Source organism: Sphaerisporangium rubeum (assembly GCF_014207705.1).
GTDB lineage: Bacteria > Actinomycetota > Actinomycetes > Streptosporangiales > Streptosporangiaceae > Sphaerisporangium > Sphaerisporangium rubeum.
Genome location: NZ_JACHIU010000001.1, coordinates 6,624,649 through 6,648,362, shown reverse-complemented (window position 1 = coordinate 6,648,362; position 23,714 = coordinate 6,624,649). Strand labels below are relative to the sequence as shown.

Annotated in this window: 24 protein-coding genes; 11 read left to right on the top strand and 13 right to left on the bottom strand. The window is 71.4% G+C overall.

The genetic code is table 11. The features are described 5' to 3' along the window. Window positions 1–180: 180 nt before the first annotated feature. Window positions 181–657, bottom strand: coding sequence for a DUF1003 domain-containing protein (locus BJ992_RS28060; protein WP_343072896.1), 477 nt, complete (start codon window positions 655–657; stop codon window positions 181–183). Beyond that, complete coding sequence (locus BJ992_RS28055; RefSeq protein ID WP_343072895.1) at window positions 647–1,918, bottom strand: magnesium transporter MgtE N-terminal domain-containing protein; 1,272 nt, start codon at window positions 1,916–1,918, stop codon at window positions 647–649. Before BJ992_RS28055 ends, BJ992_RS28060 begins: the two co-directional genes overlap by 11 nt. A 129-nt stretch (window positions 1,919–2,047) precedes the next feature. On the opposite strand from BJ992_RS28055, the gene BJ992_RS28050 reads away from it, so the two are divergent. After that, on the top strand, window positions 2,048–3,079 hold the full coding sequence (locus BJ992_RS28050; RefSeq protein ID WP_343072894.1) for an EamA family transporter: 1,032 nt from the start codon (window positions 2,048–2,050) through the stop codon (window positions 3,077–3,079). Between the two features lie 276 nt (window positions 3,080–3,355). On the opposite strand, the gene BJ992_RS28045 is transcribed toward BJ992_RS28050, so the two are convergent. Next, window positions 3,356–3,937, bottom strand: a complete 582-nt coding sequence (locus BJ992_RS28045) for a biotin transporter BioY (RefSeq protein ID WP_184986057.1) — start codon at window positions 3,935–3,937, stop codon at window positions 3,356–3,358. Between the two features lie 146 nt (window positions 3,938–4,083). Here BJ992_RS28045 and BJ992_RS28040 point away from each other — a divergent pair, with 146 nt between their 5' ends. Next, on the top strand, window positions 4,084–5,010 hold the full coding sequence (locus BJ992_RS28040) for an HpcH/HpaI aldolase/citrate lyase family protein (protein ID WP_184986055.1): 927 nt from the start codon (window positions 4,084–4,086) through the stop codon (window positions 5,008–5,010). 281 nt (window positions 5,011–5,291) lie between these two features. Here the strand turns inward: BJ992_RS28040 and BJ992_RS28035 are convergent, their stop codons facing one another. Then, entirely contained in the window at window positions 5,292–5,438 is a 147-nt protein-coding gene (locus BJ992_RS28035) for a hypothetical protein (protein ID WP_184986053.1), read from the bottom strand. On the opposite strand from BJ992_RS28035, the gene BJ992_RS28030 reads away from it, so the two are divergent. Beyond that, complete coding sequence (locus BJ992_RS28030) at window positions 5,413–6,216, top strand: CPBP family intramembrane glutamic endopeptidase (protein ID WP_184986051.1); 804 nt, start codon at window positions 5,413–5,415, stop codon at window positions 6,214–6,216. The genes BJ992_RS28035 and BJ992_RS28030 overlap by 26 nt on opposite strands. Window positions 6,217–6,569: 353 nt before the next feature. Then, the gene (locus BJ992_RS28025; protein ID WP_184986049.1) at window positions 6,570–9,629 is read left to right on the top strand and encodes a beta propeller repeat protein; all 3,060 of its coding nucleotides are present in this window, start codon (window positions 6,570–6,572) and stop codon (window positions 9,627–9,629) included. Window positions 9,630–9,731: 102 nt separating this feature from the next. Here BJ992_RS28025 and BJ992_RS28020 read toward each other — a convergent pair whose 3' ends face one another. Next, window positions 9,732–10,139, bottom strand: a complete 408-nt coding sequence (locus BJ992_RS28020) for an NUDIX hydrolase (RefSeq protein WP_184986047.1) — start codon at window positions 10,137–10,139, stop codon at window positions 9,732–9,734. A gap of 72 nt (window positions 10,140–10,211) precedes the next feature. Here BJ992_RS28020 and BJ992_RS28015 point away from each other — a divergent pair, with 72 nt between their 5' ends. From BJ992_RS28015 to BJ992_RS28005, 3 genes are all read left to right on the top strand, one after another. Then, entirely contained in the window at window positions 10,212–10,847 is a 636-nt protein-coding gene (locus BJ992_RS28015) for a DUF6758 family protein (RefSeq protein WP_184986045.1), read from the top strand. A gap of 76 nt (window positions 10,848–10,923) precedes the next feature. Next, on the top strand, window positions 10,924–11,637 hold the full coding sequence (locus BJ992_RS28010) for an MBL fold metallo-hydrolase (RefSeq protein ID WP_184986043.1): 714 nt from the start codon (window positions 10,924–10,926) through the stop codon (window positions 11,635–11,637). Between the two features lie 104 nt (window positions 11,638–11,741). Then, window positions 11,742–12,620, top strand: a complete 879-nt coding sequence (locus tag BJ992_RS28005) for a RecB family exonuclease (protein WP_184989178.1) — start codon at window positions 11,742–11,744, stop codon at window positions 12,618–12,620. Here the strand turns inward: BJ992_RS28005 and BJ992_RS28000 are convergent. Further along, window positions 12,586–13,479: an oxygenase MpaB family protein gene (locus BJ992_RS28000; protein ID WP_184986041.1), complete on the bottom strand. Its 894-nt coding sequence runs from the start codon at window positions 13,477–13,479 to the stop codon at window positions 12,586–12,588. The two genes, BJ992_RS28005 and BJ992_RS28000, sit on opposite strands and share 35 nt — an antisense overlap. Before the next feature lie 57 nt (window positions 13,480–13,536). On the opposite strand from BJ992_RS28000, the gene BJ992_RS27995 reads away from it, so the two are divergent. Further along, window positions 13,537–13,989, top strand: coding sequence for an NUDIX domain-containing protein (locus BJ992_RS27995; RefSeq protein WP_184986039.1), 453 nt, complete (start codon window positions 13,537–13,539; stop codon window positions 13,987–13,989). A 10-nt stretch (window positions 13,990–13,999) separates the two neighbouring features. On the opposite strand, the gene BJ992_RS27990 is transcribed toward BJ992_RS27995, so the two are convergent. Next, entirely contained in the window at window positions 14,000–15,079 is a 1,080-nt protein-coding gene (locus BJ992_RS27990) for a hypothetical protein (protein WP_184986037.1), read from the bottom strand. A gap of 593 nt (window positions 15,080–15,672) precedes the next feature. Between BJ992_RS27990 and BJ992_RS27985 the strand changes: the two genes are divergently transcribed. Then, window positions 15,673–15,966 (top strand): ArsR/SmtB family transcription factor, encoded by a 294-nt coding sequence (locus BJ992_RS27985; protein WP_343072892.1) that lies wholly within the window; start codon window positions 15,673–15,675, stop codon window positions 15,964–15,966. A 6-nt stretch (window positions 15,967–15,972) separates the two neighbouring features. On the opposite strand, the gene BJ992_RS27980 is transcribed toward BJ992_RS27985, so the two are convergent. Then, entirely contained in the window at window positions 15,973–16,851 is an 879-nt protein-coding gene (locus BJ992_RS27980) for an alpha/beta fold hydrolase (protein WP_184986035.1), read from the bottom strand. Window positions 16,852–17,008: 157 nt separating this feature from the next. Continuing rightward, entirely contained in the window at window positions 17,009–18,817 is a 1,809-nt protein-coding gene (locus tag BJ992_RS27975) for a DEAD/DEAH box helicase (RefSeq protein ID WP_184986033.1), read from the bottom strand. 387 nt (window positions 18,818–19,204) lie between these two features. Between BJ992_RS27975 and BJ992_RS27970 the strand changes: the two genes are divergently transcribed. Beyond that, complete coding sequence (locus BJ992_RS27970) at window positions 19,205–19,882, top strand: ferritin-like fold-containing protein (RefSeq protein ID WP_184986031.1); 678 nt, start codon at window positions 19,205–19,207, stop codon at window positions 19,880–19,882. A gap of 280 nt (window positions 19,883–20,162) precedes the next feature. On the opposite strand, the gene BJ992_RS27965 is transcribed toward BJ992_RS27970, so the two are convergent. From BJ992_RS27965 to ligD, 4 genes are all read right to left on the bottom strand, one after another. Continuing rightward, entirely contained in the window at window positions 20,163–20,393 is a 231-nt protein-coding gene (locus BJ992_RS27965; RefSeq protein ID WP_184986029.1) for a DUF3107 domain-containing protein, read from the bottom strand. A 101-nt stretch (window positions 20,394–20,494) separates the two neighbouring features. Next, window positions 20,495–21,115, bottom strand: coding sequence for a TetR family transcriptional regulator (locus BJ992_RS27960; protein WP_184986027.1), 621 nt, complete (start codon window positions 21,113–21,115; stop codon window positions 20,495–20,497). 153 nt (window positions 21,116–21,268) lie between these two features. Then, entirely contained in the window at window positions 21,269–21,502 is a 234-nt protein-coding gene (locus BJ992_RS27955) for a hypothetical protein (protein ID WP_246496804.1), read from the bottom strand. A 65-nt stretch (window positions 21,503–21,567) separates the two neighbouring features. After that, on the bottom strand, window positions 21,568–22,485 hold the full coding sequence (ligD, locus tag BJ992_RS27950) for a non-homologous end-joining DNA ligase (RefSeq protein WP_343072891.1): 918 nt from the start codon (window positions 22,483–22,485) through the stop codon (window positions 21,568–21,570). Window positions 22,486–22,658: 173 nt separating this feature from the next. On the opposite strand from ligD, the gene ku reads away from it, so the two are divergent. Then, the gene (ku, locus tag BJ992_RS27945; RefSeq protein ID WP_184986023.1) at window positions 22,659–23,528 is read left to right on the top strand and encodes a non-homologous end joining protein Ku; all 870 of its coding nucleotides are present in this window, start codon (window positions 22,659–22,661) and stop codon (window positions 23,526–23,528) included. The last annotated feature ends 186 nt before the right edge of the window (window positions 23,529–23,714 follow it).

Here is a 23,714-nt window from a genome sequence, read left to right as displayed (position 1 = left end):
TGGCGCCATGTGGTGCCAAAGGGGAGTCAATGGACGGACTGTGCCGGTGCGCGCAGTAAGGGTGAGGCGGTGGTGGCCTGGGAGGTGGGTGGTGTCGTCCGGGGAGACGGTGGCCGGCCGGAGGGGGTCGGTGGTCGTCCGGGGGGGGTGTGGTTCGGGGGTGGTGGCCGGTCGGGTGGGTCAGTGGTCGTCGGGGGTGGGGTGGCGGAGTTCTTCTATGAGGTGGTCGAGTTCGCCGCGGATGTAGTCGCGGGTGGCCAGTTCGCCGAGAGCGTGGCGGAGGCCCGCGATCTCGCGGGTGAGGTATTCGACTTCGGCCTGGTTGCGTTCGGAGGCCAGGCGGTCCCGTTCGGCCTGGACGCGGTCGCGGTCGGCCTGGCGGTTCTGGGCCAGCAGGATCAGCGGGGCCGCGTAGGACGCCTGGAGGGACAGGATCAGGGTCAGGAAGATGAAGGGGTAGGGGTCGAAGACCAAGGGGTCGGGGACGAGCCAGTTCCAGGAGACCCAGACCAGGATGAAGACGGTCATGTAGACCAGGAATCTGGCGGTGCCGAGGAAACGCGCGAAGCGTTCCGAGAGGCGGCCGAAGGCTTCCGGGTCGTAGTGGGGACGGATGCGGCGCAGTTCCCGCGGCTGGTCCAGCCGGTTAACCACCACCGCGCACCTCCGGCCCGGCGTGGCCGGTCGTCTCGCCCTCGTGGGGCTGCTCGTCGTGTTCGCGCCAGTCCTCAGGCAGCAGGTGGTCGAGGACGTCATCAACGGTGACGGCGCCTACCAGGCGTCCGTTCTCGTCCACCACAGGCGCCGCGACAAGATTGTACGTGGCGAGGTAGTACGTGACCTGGCGCAGCGGAAGATCGGGACGTATGGGGTCGATGCTGGTGTCGATGGCGCCGCCGAGCAGGGACGACGGGGGTTCGCGCAGGAGGCGCTGGAAGTGCGCGACGCCGAGGAACTTGCCGGTGGGGGTCTCGGCGGGGGGCCGGGTGACGTACACGGCGGCGGCCACGGCGGGGGTGAGGTCCTGTTTGCGGATCTCGGCGAGGGCCTCGGCGATGGTGGCGTGCGGCGGCATGACGACGGGTTCGCTGGTCATCATGCCGCCGGCGGTGTTCTCGGGGTAGGTCAGCAGCCGCCGTACGGGGTCGGCCTCGTCGGGCCGCATGCGGGCCAGCATGGCTTCGGCCTGCGCGGGTGGCAGGTCCTGGAGGAGGTCGGCGGCGTCGTCGGGGTCCATGGCGCCGAGGACGTCGGCGGCGCGGTCGCCGTCGAGTTTGCCGAGGATGGCGATCTGGTCGCGTTCGGGGAGTTCCTCCAGCACGTCGGCGAGTCGTTCGTCGTCGAGCGCGGCGGCGACTTCGGCGCGGCGTTTGGCGGTGAGGTGGCGCAGCGCGTTGGCGAGGTCGGCGGGCCGGGTCTCCTCGAAGGCGGCGAGCAGGTTGGCGGCTCCCTGGTCGGCCTGTACGGCGGCGAAGCCCTGCACGTCGGCCCAGTCGACCACCAGGGTCTCGCCGCGCCTGCGCAGGCCGCGTCCCGGACGCCGTACGGCGACCTTGGTGATGAGCCATTCGCCGGTCCTGGTGCGCTCCATGGCGAGGTCGAGCACGGTCACGCGTTCCCCGGAGACCTCGACGGCGAGGTCCAGCATCTCGCCGATGGCCAGGGTCTCGACGGCGCGTTTCTCGAAGCGCCTCATGTTCAGTGTGCCGGTGAAGACGACGGCGTCGGCTTCGATGCCCCGCACGCGGGTGATCGACAGGAACACCCTGCGGCGCGGCATGACCTCGACGACGAGGCCGTGCACACGTGGCGGGTCGTTGGGCCGCATGGCGACCACGACGTCCCGGACGCGGCCGATGCGGTCTCCGGCGGGATCGAACACCGCGGTCCCCGCCAGCCGGGCGATGAAGATCCTCACCTTGGAAGCGTACGAGGGGGGTGGGGGACGCGCACCGGTGGGGCCGGTAAAAGCAACCCCAATCCGGGTCGTTTCACCCCGCGAAACCGGGTTGCCGCCGTCGGAGCGGCTATGACAGCATCAAAAAGCGTGAACGGTAATTACGGTACGCGCGGCGCGGCACTCGTGGCGGCGGTCGTCTCGGCATGGTGTTTCGGCTTCTCCGGAACCGCGGCGAAGTTCGTGGGGGCCGCCGGGCTGACCCCGTTGCAGGCGGTGTGGGTGCGCATGGCAGGCGCCGCCGTGCTGCTTATCGTGATCCTGGCGGTGGTGCGGCCGGGAGCGCTGCGTGTCCCGCGGAGCCGCGGGCCGTTCTTCGCCGCGTACGCGCTGATCGCGGTGGCGGGGGTGCAGGCGCTGTTCTTCCTGGCGATCACCCGGCTGCCGGTCGGCGTCGTGCTGCTGCTGGAGTACAGCTCTCCGGTGCTCGTGGTGTTGTGGGTGCGCTCGGTGCGGCGGGTCCGGCTGCCGCGGGCCGCGTACGCGGGTGCGGCGATCGTCGTGGTGGGGTTGTGCGTGGTCGTGGAGGTGTGGCGGGGGCTGGCCCTGGACGGGCTCGGGCTGGCGCTCGGACTGGTCGCAGCGGCGTGCTGCGCCGGATATTTCCTGATGAGCGATGGATACGCGGACGACGTCCAGCCCCTCGGCCTGATCGCCTGGGGCCTGGCCGGCGCCGCCGTTGTGCTCACCCCGCTGGCCGCGCCGTGGGACATCCCGTGGGAGGCGTTCGGCGGCACCGTCACGCAGGCGGGGCTCACGCTGCCGGCGGCGGTCCCCACGCTGGTCCTGATCGGCGTGGCGACCGTGCTCGCGTACGGCACGGGGGTGTACGCGGTGCGGCACCTGTCGGCGGCCATCGGCGCGACGTTCGCGTCCCTGGAGGTGGTCACCGGGTCGGTGATCGCGTGGTTCCTGCTCGGCGAGCGCCTCGGCGTGCCGCAGATCACCGGTGGCGCCGTCGTGCTGGCGGGGGCCCTGCTCGCTCAGTCGGCGACGTCGGGGGTGAGCCGGATCACCGAGGACTCCGCGGCCCAGCGCGTGAGCAGCCCCGGCGCGTCGACGGCGTTGAGGCGCTCCTTGGCGAGGAGGGCGAGCGCGCCGGCGGCCGAGGGTGACGCCTGATCGACGACCTCGGCGGTCGCGTCGAACGTCACCAGCCTGGCGCCGTTGTCCTTGCTGCGCAGGGTGACCCGCACCCGCGACGCCTCGGCGAGGCCCGGAAGGCGCTGCTCTCCGCCGCCGGTGACGACGTGGACGGCGCCTTCGTGCCAGACGTGCCAGGCGGCGAGGTCCCGGCCGCCGACCGTGATCCACAGGATGCCGGACTTGCGGGCACCCTCCTCGATGAGTGCAAGGCTCACACCGGTCACTGTACGCGCGGGCCCGCGCGGCGGGACGTCAGCGGCCGGACAGCTTCCAGGCGGCCGGCAGCAGGCCGGTCGCGGCGATCACCTTGATGATGTCCCCGATGAGGAACGGGACGATCCCGGCGGCGACGGCGGCGGCCAGGTCCATGCCGGTGGCGACCATCAGCCACGGCACGCCGACCAGGTAGATCAGCACAGTGCCGGTCGTCATGGTCACGGCCGTGCGCAGCGGCGTGCGGTCGCCGCCGCGGCTCGCCAGCGCGCCGGTCACCGAGGCGGCGAGCACGAACCCCACGACGTACCCGAGGGTCGCGTTGCCGCCTGACGGCGCGAACCACGGCACGCCGAGCTGTCCCACCAGCAGGTACAGCGCCATGCCGAGGAACGCGCGCGGCAGGCCGAGCGCCGCGCCGCCGAGGAGCACCGCGAAGGTCTGCAGGGTGAACGGCACCGGCGTGCCGGGGAGCGGGACGGCGACCTGCGCGGCGAGGCCGGTCAGGCCCGCGAGACCGACCACGAGAGCGACGTCCCTGGCCAGCTTGCCGGGGATGCCGGGGATGAGGTCGGACAGTACGGCGGGACCATCGGCCACGTACGCATTGCTCATCGTCATGTCTCTTCTCTCCGCAGGTAGTCAGCGTGTCCATTGTCATGACATTTGCGGATTTGGACCTGTTAGGTCCGCGCCAAGAACGAGCCGCGGCCTTTGTGCCGCCCCCACAGCCCGGCACCGCCTCCGCCACGCGTTACGGTGATCGCATGCGTTCCCGTCGTTCCTGCCTCGCGGTCCCCGGCAGCAACCCGAGGTTCCTCGAAAAGGCGCAGGGACTGCCCGCCGACGAGGTCTTCCTCGACCTGGAGGACTCCGTCGCGCCGTCCGCCAAGGAACAGGCGAGGAAGAACGTCGTCGCGGCGCTGCGTGACGGCCACTGGACCGGCCGTACCAGGGTCGTGCGGGTCAACGACCTGTCCACCGCGTGGACGTACCGCGACGTGATCGAGGTCGTCGAAGGCGCGGGGGACCGACTCGACTGCCTGATGCTCCCCAAGGTCGAGGACGCGCGGCAGGTGGCGTGGCTGGACACGCTGCTCACCCAGATCGAGCGCGCCAACGGGCTGCCGGTCGGCCGCATCGGCGTCGAGGCGCAGATCGAGAGCGCCAGGGGCCTGGTCGAGGTGGACGCCATCGCCGCCGCGTCGCCGCGCCTGGAGACACTGGTGTTCGGGCCGGCCGACTTCATGGCGTCCATCAACATGAAGACGCTCGTGGTGGGCCGCCAGCCACCGGGGTACACCGAAGGTGACGCCTACCACTACGTGCTGATGCGCATCCTCATGGCCGCGCGCGCGTACGGCCTGCAGGCGATCGACGGGCCGTACCTGCAGATCAGGGACCTCGACGGGTTCACCGAGGTGGCACGCAGGTCGGCGGCGCTCGGCTACGACGGCAAGTGGGTGCTGCATCCGTCCCAGATCGACGCCGCCAACGATGTGTACTCACCCGACCAGGACGACTACGACCACGCCGAGCGCGTCCTCGCGGCCTACGAGCAGGCCACCACGGTGGACGGCCGGGGTGCGGTGATGCTCGGTGACGAGATGATCGACGAGGCGTCCCGCAAGATGGCGCTGGTCGTGGCGGCCAAAGGCAGAGCGGCCGGCCTGCGGCGCACCCCGCCGGACTGACGGCGCGCGACGCTCCGACCGGCGCGGCTCGGCCGTCAGATGGGAAGAATGACCACTATGCACGAACCGCCGCAGGGGCCTCAGGAGCCGCAGCACCCGTGGAAGCCTCCGGGGGAGGAGCCGGGGTCCCCGGAGCGGCAAGGGTGGCCTGGGAACGGCCCACAGCCTCCAGGAGGGCCGCCTGCGCGGACGCCTCACGGCCGCCCTCCCGCGGAGGGTCCGCACGGCGGGCCGCCTTCGCAGGGTCCGTACGGCCCCTACCCGGGGCCCGCGCCGTGGGGTCAGGCGCCGGCGCCGGCGCCGTGGACCGTCCCCCCGCCGAGCGGCACGCGGTACGACCACCTCGGCCGCACGCCGTGGCACCGCTGGTGGCGGCCGGTGGTCGGCACGGTGGTCGTCGCGATGGCGTACCTTCTGGTCGGCGTCATCGTGATCACGATCGGCGCGGTGGTGGCGCAGTTCGCCGGCGTGGCGGTGGTGATGTCGGACGAGCGGCTGTTCGGCGACCCGGTGTTCGAGCTGGCCGTGGCGCTGCTGTCCATCGCGCTGGTGCTGCCGGTGGTGTTCGGTACGGCGTGGCTGGTGCAGCGCCGCAGGCCCGGCACGTTGTCGTCGGTGGCGGGACGGCTGCGGTGGAGGTGGCTGCTGCTGTGCTCGGTGGTGGCGCTGGTGGCGATGGTCCTCGGCCAGCTCGCGATGATGCTCACGTTCGCCGTGACCGGCGAGGGGCTCGACGGCATGTTCGGCTGGGTGGGCTGGGAGCGGTTCGCGCCGGGGCTGGTGGTGATCCTGCTGCTGGTGCCGTTCCAGGCGGCGGCCGAGGAGTACATGTTCCGCGGGTGGCTGATCCAGGCGTTCGGCTCCTTCTTCACGACGCCGTGGCCCGGCATCGTGATCGGGGCCGCGGCCTTCACGTCGCTGCACGCCTACACCGACTGGGGCATCCTCGACGTGTTCGGCTTCGGGCTGCTGATGGGGTGGCTGGCGGTGCGCACCGGCGGCCTGGAGGCGCCGATCGCGCTCCACGTGCTCAACAACGTCGTGAGTTTCCTGCCGGCTGCGGCGGCCGGTGAGCTCGGGGACGCGTTGAAGCAGGGGGCGGTGCCGTGGCAGGCGGTCAGCGGGACGGTGGTGCAGCTGGCCGTGTTCGCGATCGTGGTCGTGATAATCGCCCAAAGGCGGGCAATTCCGACGGTCTCTAGATAAATCTGACTAGAGAGGTCTCGCCAGGAAGGGTCTCGGCATGTTGCCCTGGAATGTGTACGGGCCGGGTGGCCGGCCCCAGGGAGGTGCGCGCTGTCGGCGAGGGCGAGGGAGCTCGGCCGTGTGATCTACGGGCACGGGTGGGTATCGGTACGATCACAGCGGATCTGTGGCCGACACACCGGATGCGCGGAGGTTCGGTGGAACGGTCCCGAATCACGGCTATCACACAGGCTTAGGCTGCCGACGAGGAGGTGCTGAGCGTGGCCTCGGGCCCCCACGACCCGCGCTCGTCAGGATGGCCGCCGGACGATTCCGCCGGCCATGGTGACATGTCGCCACACTTCGGCCCCCGCATGTCCGAGGCTCCTCCACCGGCTCTCCACCACGCGCCGCCGCCTCCCGGCGCCGACCAGCCCCACGGCACCCCTCTGCAGTCCCCATGGGCTCTGCCTCCCTTCGGCGCACCCACCCCCGGCGAGCCCCCGCGCGACCCGGCCCCCGACCCCCGGCCCGCCTCCGGCCGTCACCCCTACGCGCGTCCTGAGGCCCGCCACAGCGCGCCGGAGCCCCACACCGCCGACCGGCACCCCGGCCCGCCGACGGAACCGCACGAGCCTCCCCGCCGCCTGGTGGACCGTCCCGACAAGCTCGTCGCCTCCGGCCCCCCGCGCAAGCCCCCGCCGCGGCACGCGAGCGAACCCCGGCGCGACGACGACGGCGCCACCATGGGCTACCCGGCGGGTGCCGGGTACGCCGGCGAGGCGGCGCGCGGCGCGAGCCCGCGGCACGCGACCTTCGCCGAGCACCACGAACCCCCTGACCCCGGCCACACCGGCGCGTTACCCGGCGTGGCGGAACCCGGCATCCGGGTCGAACCGCACATCCCCGCCGAGCCGGAGATCACCTATCCACCGGACGACCCCACCACCGGCGAACGCATCGGCCGCCCCCCGGCGGGCCGGCCCGCCACCCCGAGACGACCCCTCGCCACCAGCCCACCCCGTCCCGACGTCCTCGTCGCGTCAGGACCGCCGCGAAGCCGCGGACGAGGACGGCACCACAGAGAGCAGACCACCACACGTCCACCCCGCCGCACGCCGCGGCCGGGCCGGCCGGGACGCGGCCTGCTCACCCCGGTCTTCGTCGTCGTGGTGCTGCTCGCCGCGTCCGGACTCGGCCTGGTCATCGTCAACTGGGTGAACTCCCCCACAGGAGCCGGCCTGCGCCTCGCCGCCGGGGACGGCGGCTCGGGGGACCAGGCGTTCGTGGCCCCCGCAGGCACCAGCGGCAGCGGCTCGCGCCAGGTGCTGAGCGCCGTCACCTCCGTCGGCTCCACGGTGGTGGCCGTCGGCAGCGACACCACCAGCCCCGTCCCCCGGCCCCTGTTCCTGGTCTCCGAGGACGGCGGCGGCACCTGGCGGCTCGGCCGGGTCGCGGGGCCCGCCGGATACCAGCAGGCCAGAGCGGCGGGCCGGGTCGCCGGCGGCGCCGGACTGTGGCTCGCCGCCGGCACCGAGGCCCCAGGCGCGGCGGGCCCGGCGGCCCGCGGCCTGTGGACCAGCACCGACGGTGGCACGTGGACCGCCGTGGACCCCGCACGCCTCGCGCCGTTCTGGAGCGGCGACCGCATCACCGACCTGGCACGCACCGGTAGCGGTTTCGTCGCCGTCGGCTCCACCGCGCTCCCCGACGGGTACGGCCCGGTCGCCTGGGTCTCGCCGGACGGCCAGAGCTGGAGCCGCGTCGAGAGCCGCGACATCGGCACCACCGACAAGGTGCGGGCCATCAGGGCCGTCGCCGCACGCGGCGACGCCGTCGTGGCGCTCGCCGACCCCGGCAAGGGGGACAGCACCTCGGTCATCCTGCGTTCCCCCGACGGCGGCCGCACCTGGCTGCGCACCGCCGCCGCGCTCCCCGGCGTACGTCCGGAACCCGGTGCGCTCGCCGCGACAGGCAAGGGGTTCGTGCTGGTCCCGACCCTGCAGAAGTCCTCCTCCGGCGAGGTCAAGGTGTACTGCTCCGAGCTCGGCGACGCGTGGCGCCAGTGCGGCGTCATCGACGGCCTCGGCCGTGAGGCGACCGGTGTGCGGGGCCTCGCGACGTCCAAGGCAGGCGTGGCGGCCGTCGCCGAGTCCGGCTGGGAGCGGTACGCCGTCTACACCAGCACCGACGGCCGCAAGTGGACCGAGAGCACCGACCTCGGCCAGATCCCCGGCACCCTGCGCGGCCTCGCCGTCACCGACAAGGGCACCCTGGTCGCCGCGGGGGACCAGCGGGCCGACGGACTGGACAACCTCGCTGTGCTCATGACCGCGGCCAAGGGCCGGGCCGCCGCGCCGGTGCCGCTCGCCGAGGTGGACGGCCTGACCCGCCAGGCCAGGGACACCGCGGCCCTCGTCGCGGCGGGTGAGACGTTCGTCGCGGTCGGCTCGGTGAAAGGCGACGCCGGCATCTGGACCAGCTCCACCGGCGAGAACTGGCGGCCGGCCGGCTCACCGGCGCTCGGCGGCGCGGGACGGCAGTCGCTGAACGACGTCGCGCACGGCCCCCACGGGTGGCTCGCGGTCGGCAGCGCCACCGCCGACTCGGCGTTCATCCGTCCCATGCTCGCCGTCTCCGGCAACGGCCGCGACTGGCGGGCCGCGCCGCAGTCCCCGGCGCTCGGCGCGTCCGGCCGGTACGCCGTCGTGCCACGTGTGGTCGCGGCCGGACCCAAGGGGTACGTGCTGGCAGGCGACGACAGCGGCCCCGGCGGGGTGGTCGCCGCGCTGTGGTTCACCGCCGACCTCAAACGCTTCTCACGGGCCGCGCCGCGCAGCCTGCCGGCCGGTGGCGCCGACGTGCGCATCGAGGACGTCGCCGCGACCGGCGGCGGCTACATCGCGGTCGGCGGCTCGGGGAGCGCCGGCCGTACGTCCGGCGTGGTGTGGGTGTCGCAGGACGGCCTGAACTGGACGGCGCGCAAACGCGTGGTGCCGGACGGCGCGCGGTCGGCGTCCCTGCGCAGGGTGGTGGTGCGCGACGGTGACGTGATCGCGGTCGGTGCCGCCACCGACGACAAGGGAGGTGAGCGGCCGTTCGCCGCGGTCTCCGGGGACGACGGGGAGAGCTGGGAGTACTCCTGGCTGCCGGCCGACGACACCGCCGTCGTGCTCGACATGACGTCGGCGCCGTCCGGCCTCGTCGCCGTCGGATCGTACGGCGCGCCTGCCACGCAGGACGCCACGGTGTGGACGTCACGCGACGGCCTGGACTGGCAGCGTCACGCGCTGACCGGCGACGGCATGACCGGCGACGGCGCGCAATGGCTCGGCGCCATCGCCGTCATCGGCGACCGCGTGGTGGCCGTCGGCCGCTCCACGACCTACACGACCGACCACCTGACCCTGTGGCGCACGACCTTCAGCCGCTGAACGGCCTCGGCCCGCGCTTTCCGAGATGTCTGGAGGTCGAGGTCAGGGGGGTGAACCTCGGGGTTCCCAGGTCTGCGGGGCCGGGTCCGAGGTCGTGAGGTCTCACGCGTCCCGGGCCGGTCCGAGCAGTCGCCAGGACGTGAGCGCGTCCAGCAGCCCGGAGGTGAGCGGCAGCGCCGCCAGCTCATCGGGTGTGAACCACCCCACATCTGCCGCGTCGTCCCCGGGCCGGGCCGTGCCGCCACCGGGGGCCGCCAGGTAGTCGTGGATCTCGTACACCACACCACCGGGCCCGGGACGCTCCACCGTCCCCGCGAGCCGTCCCACCGTGACCGGCAGGCCGGTCTCCTCCAGCAGCTCGCGCCGCAGGGCCTCGGCGTCGGACTCCCCGGCCTCCACCCGGCCCCCCGGCAGCGACCACAGGCCCTCACCCGGCGGACGGCCGCGCCGTACCAGCAGGAACCGGCCCGCGCCGTCGAGCACCACCCCACCCACGCACCTCACCCGCATGCACCAAGATTACGCCGGGATAACGGGGATGCCCTTGACTTCCGCGCACCGGCGGAAGCACCGTGGGTAACTGTGAGAGCCGCGCCTACCTGCCCTCGCTGTTTCGGCGCTCTGCGGCCACCGAGCGCGTGGTCCAGCGCGTGGCGCTGCGCCGTCCACGGCTCGGTGCTGCCGTACCAGCCGCGCCGGCCGTCCCCCGAGGCGCTCGGCCTCGTCACGAGGATCGCCAAGGTGCCGTTCTGGCTGCCGTGGCCGCTGCCGGCCGGCTGGCTCGTCACCGGCTTCGGCGACGCCGGTGACGAGCGCACCGGCGCGCGCGCCGGTGTCGTCGCGCTGTCCGGGCCGTCCGTCACCCAGGGACCCGCCGATCTGCTCATCGTCGCCGAGGAGCCCGGCATGGGCCTCGGCGCGGCGTTCGCCGGTCTGGACGGCCCCGACCCCGGCCCCGGGTTCGACGAGGGCCCGCCGAACGCCAAGGTCGAGGCGAACGGCCACCCCACGCCGCTGTGGTGGGTGGAGGGACTGCCGGACCGCGCGGCGTACGTCGGCGAGGCCATGGGGAACTGGCTGTGGATCATCGGGTGGCCCACCGAGGCGGGGTGGCTGCTGACGCTCGCCGAGTTCCGGCTGCATGATCTGAGCGTGCGGGACCACGAGTTCGACCTGCCGTTCGGCGCCTTCTCGCCGCGGCTCGGCGAGGAACCATGACATCGGGGCCGGTCGCGGCGGAACGTCATCGAGTTGCCTGCCCTGAGGGGCACGAGTGTTCGGTAAGGTCGTGGCCGTGACAGCGCGTATCGAGCGAGTGGTGACCGAGGGCGTCGTGACAATCGACGGCGCCGAGCACAAGGTCGAGAACAACACCTGGATCATCGGCGACGACGCCGAGGTCATCGTGATCGACCCCGCGCGTGACGCGGAGACGATCCTCTCCGAGGTCGGCGAACGCGAGGTGCTGGCCGTCGTGTGCACCCACGGCCTGCCCGATCACGTCGGCGGGGCCATCGAGGTGGCCGCGCGCGACGAGGCCGTGATCGCCCTCAACCGCAAGGACCGCCGCCTGTGGCGGGAGACCTGGCAGGAGACCTATCCCGACATCGACATGGAGGACGAGGGCCTCTTCGGCGTCGCCGACGTCGAGCTCGAGGTCATGACCACCCCTGGCGTGACCCAGGGCGGCGTGTGCCTGTACGTCGAGGCGCTCGGCGTCGTCTTCACCGGCAAGACGCTGCTGGCCGACGGTCCCGGCAAGGTCGACGGGGAGTACCCCGCGCTGGCCGACCAGCTCACCGCCATCGGCGAGCGGCTGTTCACCCTGCCGCACGACACCAGGGTGCTGCCGGCGCACGGCGAGGAGACCACCGTCGGCGACCTGGAGCCCCTGTTCGACGACTGGCTCTCGGGCTCGCTGACCGGCCAGACCACCGCCGCCGCGGAGGGCCCGCTGGCGGACGGCACCAAGGTCTCCGGCATCAAGCTCGGCCTCGACGACGACTGAGCCACCCGTTCACCGTCCGGGTCCCGTACGTGCCACGGGCCCGGCGGTACCGCTGAGAGGAGTCACAGCACGCCGTGGGGCAACTCGGTCTCGAACTCGAAGGCATGCCGAGGCGGCTCTACTCGTGCACTCCGTCCCGGCTGAACACCTGGCTGGACTGCCCGAGGCGTTACCGCTACACCTACCTCGACCGGCCCGCGCCGCAGAAGGGCCCGCCGTGGGCCCACAACAGCGTCGGCGCGTCGGTGCACAACGCTCTCGCCGCGTGGTGGCGCGAGCCGTACGAGCGCCGCACCCCCGCCGTGGCCGGCGTCCTGCTGACCCGCGGCTGGCTCACCGACGGCTTCCGCGACCAGGAGCAGTCCACCGAGTGGCGTGACCGCGCGCGCGACATGGTGATGTCGTACACCGGCACCCTGGACCCGTCCGACGAGCCGGTCGGCGTCGAGCGCACCGTGGCGACCCGCACGTCCGTGATCGCCGTCTCCGGCCGGGTCGACCGCATCGACCGGCGCGGCGACGAGCTCGTCATCGTCGACTACAAGACCGGCCGCCGTCCCCTCACCGAGGACGACGCACGCACCTCCCTGGCGCTGGCCGTCTACGCCGTCTGCGCGTCCCGGGTCCTGCACCGCTCCTGCCACCGGGTCGAGTTACACCACCTGCCGACCGCCTCGGTGGCCACCTGGACCCACACCCCCGACACCCTGCGCCGCCACCTGTCCCGCGCCGAGGACATCGCCGAGGAGGCCGCCAAGGCAGACGAGGACTACCGCTCCCTCCGCGCCGAGGACTCCGCGGCCCCTCCGCTCGACGACCGCTTCCCCGCACGTCCGGGCCCCATCTGCTCCTGGTGCGACTTCCGCCGCCACTGCTCCGAAGGCCGGGCCGCCGGGCCGGCACGCCAGCCCTGGGAGGGGTTGGCCGACCTGAGCGAGGACGGCGAGATCAGAGCCGGCGGCGCGGGTCCCGCAGCCCCCTGAGCCCCGCGCTCACGTCGTACCCCGCCGCCGCCAGCCGTTCTCGAGCCCCGTCGAGCATCTCGCGGGTCGTCGGCATGAACACCTTCTCGTACAGTGGCTCAGGCACCGTCTCGAGCGCCTGCCTGAACCCCCGCAGCGCGACCGTGACCCCCGCCTGCGGCACCTCCGGCAGGAACCCGTACATCCGCCGGGCCCACCCCGGCAACGTGTAGTAACACAACGCTCCGAACGGCCAGTACAACGGTTTCGCCACCCGCAGCAGGCGCAACCTCTCCGGCACGCGCGGCGAGACCAGGAACCGCACCGCGGCCGCCGCCTCAGGCGTCACATCGAGCCGCCGCCGCGTCCGCCGGAAGTAGTCCCGCATCTCCCCGAGAGATCCCGGCACGTCCTCCTCCCTCAACCCCACGTAAGCCGCGCTCCGCCGCTGCTCCAGCAGATAACGATCGGCCTGCTCCCTGCTCAGCCGCACCCCAGCGCGCACCACCGTCTCCAGGTAGGACGCCACCTCCGCGCAGTGCACCCAGAGCAGCAGCTCCGGCTCGTCCACCCGCCCCACCACCCCGGAGGGCTCCCGCACCCGCAACCCCCGATGCACCCGCCGCACCCGCTCCCCGACCGCCTCCGCCTCGGCAGGACTCCCGAACGTCACCCTCCCCACGAAGTCGGCCGTCCGCAGCAGCCTCCCGACCGGATCCTCCCGGAAGTCCGAGTTCTGCCACACCCCCCGCATGGCCGAAGGATGCAACGCCTGCAACATCAGCCCCCGCACACCCCCCACCCACATGGCCCGGGAGACATGCACCACCCAACTCACCGACGAAGGCGCCTGCACCGTGACATTCTCGAGATCTGTCATAGTCCCACCCCGGAAACATTCTTACGGCGCATTCCTACACCTCGCGGGAGGCACCACGTGAAGCGGCTCGTCGCACGGGTCTGGCACTCGATGGCCGGGCCGCTGCAGTGGCGGGTCGTCTACCTGCGGCACGCCAAGTTCGTCGTCGGGGTCACGGGGGTCGTGCGGGACGCGGACGGCAACGTGCTGCTGCTGAAGCATCGGTTGTGGCCGGTGGCGCGGCCATGGGGGTTGCCCGGGGGGTACGCCAAGCGCGGGGAGACTTTCGAGGAGACCGTCGTCCGGGAGGTGCGGGAGGAGACGGGGCTCGACGTGAAGGTGGGGCGGCCGGCGTATCTGCGGAGCGGGTACCGGATGCGGCTGGAGATCGCGTACGAGGCACGGTACGTGGGTGGCACGTTGCGGATCGATCCGATGGAGGTCCTGGAGGCCGGGTGGTTCGCTCCGGAGGAGCTGCCTGAGGGGCTGCAGGACCTTCATCGGCGGTTGATTCTCGGGGAGCCGGTCTAGGGTCTCCTGGTCACAGATCCCAGCGCTCCGCCGCCTCCTGTTCGCTGTAGCCGGCCACGGTGTACAGAAGCCGCTGCAGATCTCTGTGCTCGGTACCGGCTTTCTTGGCGGCTTTGTACGCCTGGGGCTCGAAGTCGCGGTTCGGTTCGGCGGTCCTGAGGACGTCGATGAGGATGCCGCGGATGTGTTCCTCGCCGCGCTCGGCGTAACGGGTCAGCAGGTACGGCACGTAGTCGGCGTAGGGACGGAGAACCTTGGGTCGTGCGGTGCTCGAGACCACGACGGCGTCTCTGTGGCCGACGATATGGCACTTGGCCCGCTCGAAGAAGTAGCGCGCGTATTCTCCCTTGATGTGGTTCAGTGCGAGAAAGGTCGTTTCCAGCGAGCTGAACCTGCTGGCCGGCGTGTCCGATGCGGTGAAGAGGAAGACGCTGAGCTCGCCGCTCGCCGAGAGGTCCGCATCGGTGGCCGCCGCGGCCTCGAAGAACCGTGTCATCTCCTTCGCGATCGTCTCTGAGGGTGTGGCGGCGTCGGCGTGGGACAGATACGAGAGTCCGGCCGAGCGGCTCCACATGGCGAGCGCGGTGCAGGTCTGGATCCGTGTGGTCCAGGCCGATTTCTTTCCGACGTAGTAGTACACCTGATCCGGGTCGTCGTCGGACTTGTCGTCGGAGTCCTGTTCGACCGAGACGCCGAGCTCCGACAGGTTGTCGGGGGCGGCGTGCGACGGGTCCACGAGGTCGATCCGGCGGTCCTTGCCGCCGATGACGCGACCAAGCGGGTCCAACGCGATGATCTTGGTGCTGGTGCCGTAGAGGCGGACCTGGATGCCGTCAGGGTAGACGTTCCGCAGCGCGGCACCGAGAGGCACGCGCTGCTCGGTCGCGTCGTCGACCGCGTCGTCGCCGTCGAGCTTCCCGACGAGGCCGGGGGTGATGCTGTCGACCGTCTTGTCCGGGGCGAGCGTGTACGTCACGAGGGTGCCCCCCGGACGTCCCCTGAGCTTGGACGGGATGGTGTACGTCTGCTTGGTCTTGAGGTCGCGTAAGGCGTCCTCGGAGGTGTGGATCATGCCGTTCGGCATTGTCACGCTCCAAAACTGACGGCCGCCGCGTTTTCGGGCAGCCCGGAGAGGTCATGGTGGTGGGTCGAGCCATGCCGCACCCTCATGCGAATCGGCATGAGTGGCGAGAAATGCAGAATTTGGCGGCGCATATGGCAGATGTCCTGGCTGCCTCCGCACCATAACATGGCGCAGGAGGGTCGAACAGGCACGTAACGCAGGCCGCTATAACGGATTTCCCGTAGGTCCGGCTGCAGGTCGACCGGGCCCTCACCTGCGGGAGGATGGCGACCCGACCGTTCCTCTCGCATCGTTCACATAAAACACTAATCGGACAAATCTGACAAAATACTGCCTGGCTTGAGGCGATTTCTCGCTGTCTCCGGCGTCATGAGCGAGCCGTCCAGACGCCGGGACGGGAAGAGCCGGCGGCGCACGGGATGAAACATCCCAATATGCCGACATGGTCATGGATGCTTCCCTAAACTACGGATCGGGCGAACCGCCGGAAGTCCACGTGCGTATCCCTTGACGACGGATACGATCACGGCTTCGTCCCCGAACCCGATGGGAGGCCCGCCATCGTCAAGCAGGCCACGTTACGCCGCAGCCGGACGCCGGTGCACACCGATCCCGCCGAGGTGACGCTTCAGGACGCGCTGGACGCTCTCGCCGACCCGGTGCGGCGGTCCATCGTGCGCGAGCTTTCCACCTGGCCCGACTTCACCAGGCCCTGTGGCGCCTTCGACCTCCCGGTGTCCAAGGCCACCGCGAGCCACCACTTCGCCGTGCTCCGCGCCGCGGGGCTGCTGGAACAGCTCGACAGCGGGCCGCGGCGCCTCAACCGGCTGCGCAGGCCGGAGTTCGACGCGCGCTTCCCCGGTCTGCTGGCACTGGTGCTGGCCGAGGAGTAGCCGGACTCAGGGGTTGTGGAGCAGGTGACGCTCCGACTGGTTCCAGAAGCGGGTCAAGGTGTGGGCCGTGGTCTCCGGAGCCTCCACGGCGGGGGAGTGGGCCGCGCCGGGGACGACGAAGCAGTCGGCGTCCAGGCGGTCGGCCATCTCGGACTGCGAGCCGGGGGGCCAGCCGTCGTCGTGCTCGCCGTAGAGGACCAGAGTGGGGAGGTCCACGGCGCGCAGATCGTCCACGCGGTCCACGGCGTCGAGGATCTGCCGGGCCATGGTGGTGAGGCCGATGAGGGAGTTGGCGAACATCCGGGTGCGCAGGAACGACAGGATGTCGTCGGGCACCCCGGCGGCGATGGCGTCGGGCTCCATGCGGGTGGCCCAGATGTTCTCCAGGCCGACCTCGGGGAGCGCGCCGAGCAGTGCGCGGCAGAGCTTCTCGCGCTGGCCGGTGATGGCGGCGGGGCCCGAGCTCATGAGGGTGTACGACGCCAGTTTGGTGGCGCCGCCGATCACGGTCTCCCGGGTGACGAGGCCGCCGAAGGAATGGCCGACCAGGTGGACGGGTTCGCCGCCGCCGACAGCCGCGGCCACGTGGTCGATGTCGTCGCCGAGGGCCTCGCAGGTGTAGGCGGCCGGGTCGTCGGGGCCCTTGGTCTCGAACTGGCCGCGCATGTCGATCGCCACGATGCGGCGGCCGGCGTGCGCGAGGGTCTGCAGGACGGCGATGAAGTCCTCTTTGCTCCCGGTGAAGCCCGGCACGAGCAGCGCGGGTAGTCGCTCGGGGACGCCGTGCAGCGGCATGGCCTCCAGAGCAGCGAAGGCACCGACGGGTGTCTCGATGGTCTGCTGACGGACACCCGGAGGCAGCGTCAGGAAGCGCGGCGTGCTCACACGGCACCACGATACTGCGGATTCACGCCAGGACCACCGTCGTGGTCCCCGCGTCGGCCGCGTGGCTGGCTGTCCACATCCCCACCTGGTCGGCTCGCATTGCTCGAACGGCCGGACCCGTCCCGAAGGACGGCTCCGGCCGTACCCTCATCTCCCGCTAGACCCTCCGGCCGCGCTGCGGCGGACGGCGGCGCTGGCCGCGCTCGGAGGCGGCGGACGGCGCCACCTCCTGGTCGTCGTCGGCGAGGTCGGGGGAACAGAAGATGATCGAGAACGGAGAGGCGGGGATGATCCGCTCCGGCTCCGGACGGGGGGTGGTCACGCGCGGGGTCTCCGCCACGTCGTCCTCCCACCCGTCGTCGGTGTCGTCCCAGTCGTCCACCACCGGCGCCGGGGTCTCGGCGACCGTGACCCTGCGCACCCGGCGCACCGGTGGCGCGGCGAGGACGTCGCCCTCGGCCGCGACCCTGCGGCGCGCGACCCTGCGGGTCACGGCCGGTGTCTCGGCGGAGGGTTCGGCGGGGAGGTCGGCGACGACGGGATTCACGATGACGGGCTCCGAGATGATCGGCTCCGATACGGCCGGTGCGGCGATGACAGGCTCCGGGACGACCGCCTCCGAGACGGCCGGCTCCGGAGCGAGGACGGCTGCGTCCTCGGCGGCGCCGAGCGTCTGACCGCCGCGGGTGCGGCGGCGCTGCCGGTTGCGGGACGGCCGCTCGCGGCGCTCCTCGCGGTCGCCACGGTCGCCACGGTCGCCGCGGCGATCGTCACGCTCGTCACGGCGCGAGGAGCGGTGCCTGCCGGTCTCGCCGAGGTCCTCGATGCGCTCGGCGTCCAGCCCGGCACGCGACCGGTTGGCGCGAGGCAGCACACCCTTGGTGCCCTCGGGGATGCCGAGCGCAGTGTAGAGGTGCGCCGAGGTGGAGTAGGTCTCCTCGGGCTCGGCGAAGTCCAGCCCGAGCGCGTTGTTGATGACCTTCCAGCGAGTGAGCTCCTCCCACTCGACGAAGGTCATCGCCACGCCGGTGCGGCCCGCTCTGCCGGTGCGGCCGATGCGGTGGACGTAGGCCTTCTCGTCCTGCGGGCAGTCGTAGTTGACGACGTGGGTGACGTCGTCGATGTCGATGCCGCGCGCCGCGACGTCGGTGGCGACCAGCACGTCGATCTTGCCGTTGCGGAACGCGCGCAGCGCCTGCTCACGCTGCCCCTGACCGAGGTCGCCGTGCACGGCCGCCGAGGCGAAACCGCGCTCCTTGAGCTGCTCGGACACCATGTCGCAGGCACGCTTGGTCTCGCAGAAGACCATGGTGAGCCCTCGGCCCTCGCACTGCAGCGCGCGGCCGACGATCTCGATCTTGTCCATGCGGTGGACACGCCACACGAACTGTGTGGTCGTGGACGGGCTGTCGCTGTCGGCGTCGGCGTTCTCGGCCCGGACATGCGTGGGACGCGTCAGGTAGCGCCGCGACAGCGTGACGATCTCACCCGGCATGGTGGCGGAGAACAGCATGGTCTGCCGCTCGGCCGGGACGAGCTTGATGATGCGCTCGATGTCCGGCAGGAAGCCGAGGTCGAGCATGCGGTCGGCCTCGTCGAGCACCAGCATGGACACCTGACCGAGGTCGAGGTGCTTCTGGTTGACGAGGTCGAGCAGCCGGCCGGGGGTGCCGACGATGACGTCCACACCCTGCTTGAGCGACTCGACCTGCGGCTCGTACGCGCGTCCGCCGTAGACGGTGAGGATGCGGGAGCCGAGCTTGCCGCCGGCCACCAGCAGGTCCTCCGTCACCTGGAGCGCGAGCTCGCGGGTCGGCACGACGACCAGGCCGCGTGGCTTCTTGCGGTTCTTGCGCGGCTTGCCGACCCGCTGGAGCATCGCCACGCCGAAGGCGTAGGTCTTGCCGGTGCCGGTGCGGGCCTGGCCGATGACGTCGTGACCGCCGAGCGCGATCGGCAGCGACATCTCTTGAATGGGGAAGGGGGAGACGATGCCCTCGGTCTCCAGGGCATCGGCGATCTCCGGGATGACTCCAAGGTCCTTGAACGTGGTCAGCTCTGCCTGCCTAAGTCTCCTGCGAAGGCGGGCTCCGGGACCGCGGGCCGGGGTGTGGTCCCCGGGCCGGTCCGCACGGACAAGCCAACCCTCATCTCGTCTGGCGACCGCCGCGGATCTCTCGCGGGGGCTATCAGTCGGGGCGAAATCGCCCTGGATGACATACTGCGGTCGCACTCTTACAGAGCAGTGTACTCGATACCACAACTGCGAGCCGATTTCTTCGTGTTCCACACGGTAAGGCTCGTCCGGCACGTCCAGGACGAGGCCGCGCGGCACCGGGATTACGCTGCCCTTATGAGTGATTCCCCTCCCGGTGCCGTCGACCTGCTCGGAGTGCTCGCCTACGCGGAGCTGACGGCGTTCCTCAAGCTCGCGGAGGACGCCGCGGCCCTCGCTCCCTCGCTCACCGACCGCGCCGCGCTCAGCGACCTGGCGGTGGCCGAGTACGGCCATTTCGAGTTGCTGCGCGACCGGCTGGCCGCGCTCGGCCAGGATCCCGAGGCGGCGATGGCGCCGTTCGTGGCGCCGCTGGACGACTGGCACGCGCAGACCAAGCCGGGGGACTGGCTGGAGGCGCTGGTGAAGGCGTACGTCGGCACGGGGATCGCGGGTGACTTCTACCGCGAGGCGGCGCGGCAGGCGGAGCCGGAGACCCGCAAGCTGGTCGACGAGGTGCTCGCCGAGGAGAGCAGGTCGGAGTTCGCCGTGGAGCGGGTGCGCGCGGCGCTCGCGGAGAACCCCAAGGACGCGGGCCGGCTCGCGCTCTGGGCCCGGCGCCTGGTCGGCGAGGCGCTCAGCCAGGCGCACCGCCTCGCCGCGACCCGTCCGGAGCTGGCTCTGCTCCTGGTGGCCGGCGGCGCGGTCGACGGCACCTCGGACGCCGGCCAGATCGGCATCGGCCGGCTGTTCTCCCGGCTCACCGAGGAGCACGGCAAACGCATGTCGGCCCTCGGTCTCGTCCCGGGCCCGTAGAGCGGGACGAGATTTCCGGTGTTCGCGGCGATCGGCTCGCTGATCGTGCGGCGCGAACGCCTCCGGCGGTTGTAGCGTCGGAGCATGAGGGCCTCGCGCCGCTACGGCAGTTCCATGACGAGATGCGCACCTTATCGCTGGACCTCTCGGCCCGTGCTCCGCAGGGAGTGCGCCGACTGTCCCGCCGCCGCACGCAAGCGGGACGGCGCGCGCGGAGCCCGGCGGCCGCGCGGCTGCTCCCTGGGAGAGCGGGACGCCTGTCCGGGTCTTTAGCCCCGCGTCAGAGGGTGCCGCCGAAGCCCACGACGCGGCTCTCGTCCTCGCCGATCTCGACGAAGCCGAGTGACGTCACCGGCACGACCACCCGGCGGCCCTTGACGTCGGTGAGGGTGAAGACCCCGCGGTCGGCGGCGAGGGAGTTGCGCAGCTCCTGCTCGACCTCCTCGGCGGTGAGATCGACTTCGACGACGAGCTCGCGCAGCACGGAACGTACAGCGATCTTGACTTCCATCCGGGGTCCTTTCACGGCCTCGACGATGTGTGTCGATCCCATCGTGTCCCCCACGAGGCCGTGCCGCCTGCTCTGATCGCGTCAAGCGAACAAAGGGATGCTCAGGTGGTGCGCGGGAACCCGCCGATGCCTCGCCAGGCCAGGCGGGCCATGAGCTGTGTCGCCGTGTCCTTCGGGATGGTGCCGTGCTGCGACAGCCAGTAGCGCGCGCTGACCTCGGCCATGCCGACCAGGCCGACGCCGAGCAGGTGCGCCTCGTCGCTGGAGCAGCCGGTGTCCTCCTGGATGACCTGACTGATCATCTCGGCGCACTCGCGCAGCGAGCGCTCCACCCGCTGGCGGACCGGCGCGACGTTGCGCAGGTCGGACTCGAAGACCAGGCGGAACGCCTCACCCTGGCTGGACACGAAGTCGAAGAACGCGCCGATGGCGGCCTGCACGCGCTGCTTGTTGTCGGTCGTGGAGGCCAGGGCCTCGCGGCAGCGCGTGGTCATGTCCTCGACGTGCAGGTCGAGCAGCGCGATGTACAGCTCCAGCTTGCCGGGGAAGTGCTGGTACAGCACGGGCTTGCTGACACCGGCCCGTTCGGCGATCTCGTCCATGGCGGCCGCGTGGTAGCCGTTCTCCACGAAGACCTCTTGTGCCGCGTTGAGCAACTGTCGGCGACGGGCCATCCGGGGCAGCCGGGTGCCCCGGGGCTTGGCGTCCGGGGAAGCGGTCACGGGATTCTCCTTGGGACGGTTCACGCGCTCGGCCCTCGGCCGGCGCTCCGGCGTCTCATGCCGGTCGGCACGCCGCCGGTCCTGTGCCGGCCGGGCTCGGGGCCCCTCGGCTCCCCGGACCTGGGGTATACATCCTACGCACCGGTAACCTGCTCAGCGATAGTCGTCGTCGCCGAGATCCACCTCGCGTTCCTGGTCGACGGCGTCGGCCGGATCCACGTCGTAACGGATCTCCAGAGGCCATTCCCGCTGGTCGGCGCGGATGCCGCGGTGCTGCTCGACGGCGTCGGCCTCCGGCACCTCGGTCTCCAGCTCGTCGGCGATGTCGTCCAGCGGGTCGAGCGCGTCCACCGGCCGGCCGTCGCCGGTCACATCCATCTCCGACATGGTGCGTCCCCTCCGTCGATGGCGAGCGTTGTGCTCGCCGCCTCCCATACCCCGTCGGGTCAAGCCTAAGGCCCCTGCGCGCCGCCGCTCGGTCGCGGCGTCGCGGACGACGCCATGAGATCGCCGTGCTCGGTGACGCGTCGCAGCACGTCATCAGGGGTGAAGACCAGCTCGCGCGGATCCTCGCACGCCTCGACCTCGGCCCATGTGATCGGTGTGGAGACCGTGGGGTCCGGGTTGGCGCGCAGGGAGTACGGCGTGACGGTGGTCTTGGCCGGGTTGTTCTGGCTCCAGTCGATGAACACCTTGCCGGGCCGCAGCCTTTTGGCCATCTTGCTCACGATCTGGCCGGGCCGCATGCCGGCCAGCAGTTCGGCGACCGCGCGCGCCACCTCGGAGGTGTCCTCCGCGCGGCCCTCCCACGGCACATACACCTGCATGCCTTTGTTGCCGCTGGTCTTGGGGAAGCCCGTCAGCCCGTGCTCGGCCAGCACCTCGCGCAGGTGGATGGCCACCCGGCAGCATTCGGTGACGGTGGCGGGAGGGCCGGGGTCCAGGTCGAACACCATGAGGTCCGGGGGGAGCGGCCGGCCGGCGGCGTCCACCCGCCACATCGGGGTGTGGAACTCCAGCGCGGCGAGGCCCGCGAAGTACACCAGGGAGGGAAGGTCGTCCACGACGGCGAAGTCGATGGTGTCGCGGTTCTTGGTGCTGCCAGGCGCCGGCAGCCGCACGGTGCGCACCCAGGCGGGGGTGTGCGCGGGACGGTTCTTCTCGAAGAAGAACGGCGCGCCGACCCCCTCGGGGTAGCGCTTGACGGTGAGGGGACGGCCGCGCAGGTGCGGCAGCATCACCGGCGCGACGCGGCTGTAGTAGTCGATGACCTCGGCCTTGGCGAACCCGTGCCCCGGGTACAGCACCTTGCCGAGGTTGGTCAGCGTCAGCTCGCGGTCCCCGATCCGCACCCGGTGTCTGTCGGCCACCTGCCTCCCTTCCCCGCTGTGTCCGCCGCCGGTCACCCCTATGCACGGCACGCGGCGGGGCCATGACCGGATACGGCAATCAACAATGGGTATCTGCCCATTCAGATACCGCATTGCGCCCTTGTCGCTACCGAACATGTGTTCGATAGTGGTGCTTGAGGTGAGGAGAGGCCATGCGCAGCATCTGGAAAGGCGCCATCTCGTTCGGGCTGGTCACGATCCCGGTGAAGCTCTACTCGGCCACCGAGCAGAAGGACATCTCCTTCCACCAGGTGCACAGGGAGGACGGCGGCCGCATCAAGTACAAGCGTGTGTGCTCCGTGGACGGCGAGGAGGTGCCGTACGCCGACATCGCCAAGGGCTACGAGCTGCCCGGCGGCGAGATCGTGGTGCTCACCGACGAGGACTTCGCCGACCTGCCGCTCACCACCTCACGCCGCATCGACGTGCTGCAGTTCACCCCGGCCGAGCAACTGGACCCCATCCTGTTCAACAAGTCCTACTACCTGGAGCCGGAGACCAACGGCGTCAAGCCGTACATCCTGCTGCGCGACGCGCTTGAGCGGACCGGCCAGGTGGCCATCGTGAAGATCGCCATGCGGCAGCGCGAGTCGCTGGCCGCGCTGCGCATCCGCGACGGCGTGTTCGTCCTGGAGACCATGTTGTGGCCGGACGAGGTGCGCGTCCCGGGGTTCGACTTCACCGACGAGGACGTCGAGGTGCGTCCCCAGGAGCTGAAGATGGCCGAGTCGCTGATCCAGACCATGGCGGGGGAGTTCGACCCGGCGGACTACCACGACGCCTACCGTGAGGCGCTCCAGCAGGTCATCGAGGCCAAGGTGGCCGGCAAGGAGGTCGTGCGGCCCGAGGCTCCTGAGGAGGCCAAGCCGGCCGTCGATCTGATGGCGGCGCTGCGCGCCAGCGTCGAGGCGGCCAAGAAGGAACGCGAGGGTGCGAAGCCGGCCGCCGGACAGGCCGCCGCCGGGAAAGCGGAGAAAGACGAGAAGCCGGAAAAGAAGCGGCGCACCCGGAAAACGGCATAAGCGCCGTTCGCCGGGGTAATCCGGCCGTCGGTAATCCGTTCGCCGGTAATCCGTTCGCCGGGAAACCGGCGGCCGGGAAACCGGCGGCCGGGAAAACCGGTCGGATATGTACCGGATGGCTTTCCCGGCGACCGGGGAAGGACCCCGGAGCGGTACGCGCTCCGGGGTCCGGTTGTGATCACGTCG

Bases quoted from the DNA above. Each gene is read 5' to 3' on its own strand.
- BJ992_RS28045 (WP_184986057.1), bottom strand. From the start codon at position 3,937: ATGACGATGAGCAATGCGTACGTGGCCGATGGTCCCGCCGTACTGTCC.
- BJ992_RS28040 (WP_184986055.1), top strand. From the start codon at position 4,084: ATGCGTTCCCGTCGTTCCTGCCTCGCGGTCCCCGGCAGCAACCCGAGG.
- BJ992_RS28030 (WP_184986051.1), top strand. From the start codon at position 5,413: ATGGCGTACCTTCTGGTCGGCGTCATCGTGATCACGATCGGCGCGGTG.
- BJ992_RS28035 (WP_184986053.1), bottom strand. From the start codon at position 5,438: ATGACGCCGACCAGAAGGTACGCCATCGCGACGACCACCGTGCCGACC.
- BJ992_RS28025 (WP_184986049.1), top strand. From the start codon at position 6,570: ATGTCCGAGGCTCCTCCACCGGCTCTCCACCACGCGCCGCCGCCTCCC.
- BJ992_RS28020 (WP_184986047.1), bottom strand. From the start codon at position 10,139: ATGCGGGTGAGGTGCGTGGGTGGGGTGGTGCTCGACGGCGCGGGCCGG.
- BJ992_RS28005 (WP_184989178.1), top strand. From the start codon at position 11,742: ATGCCGAGGCGGCTCTACTCGTGCACTCCGTCCCGGCTGAACACCTGG.
- BJ992_RS28000 (WP_184986041.1), bottom strand. From the start codon at position 13,479: ATGACAGATCTCGAGAATGTCACGGTGCAGGCGCCTTCGTCGGTGAGT.
- BJ992_RS27975 (WP_184986033.1), bottom strand. From the start codon at position 18,817: ATGTCGCTGCCGATCGCGCTCGGCGGTCACGACGTCATCGGCCAGGCC.
- BJ992_RS27970 (WP_184986031.1), top strand. From the start codon at position 19,205: ATGAGTGATTCCCCTCCCGGTGCCGTCGACCTGCTCGGAGTGCTCGCC.
- BJ992_RS27965 (WP_184986029.1), bottom strand. From the start codon at position 20,393: ATGGAAGTCAAGATCGCTGTACGTTCCGTGCTGCGCGAGCTCGTCGTC.
- BJ992_RS27955 (WP_246496804.1), bottom strand. From the start codon at position 21,502: ATGTCGGAGATGGATGTGACCGGCGACGGCCGGCCGGTGGACGCGCTC.
- ku (WP_184986023.1), top strand. From the start codon at position 22,659: ATGCGCAGCATCTGGAAAGGCGCCATCTCGTTCGGGCTGGTCACGATC.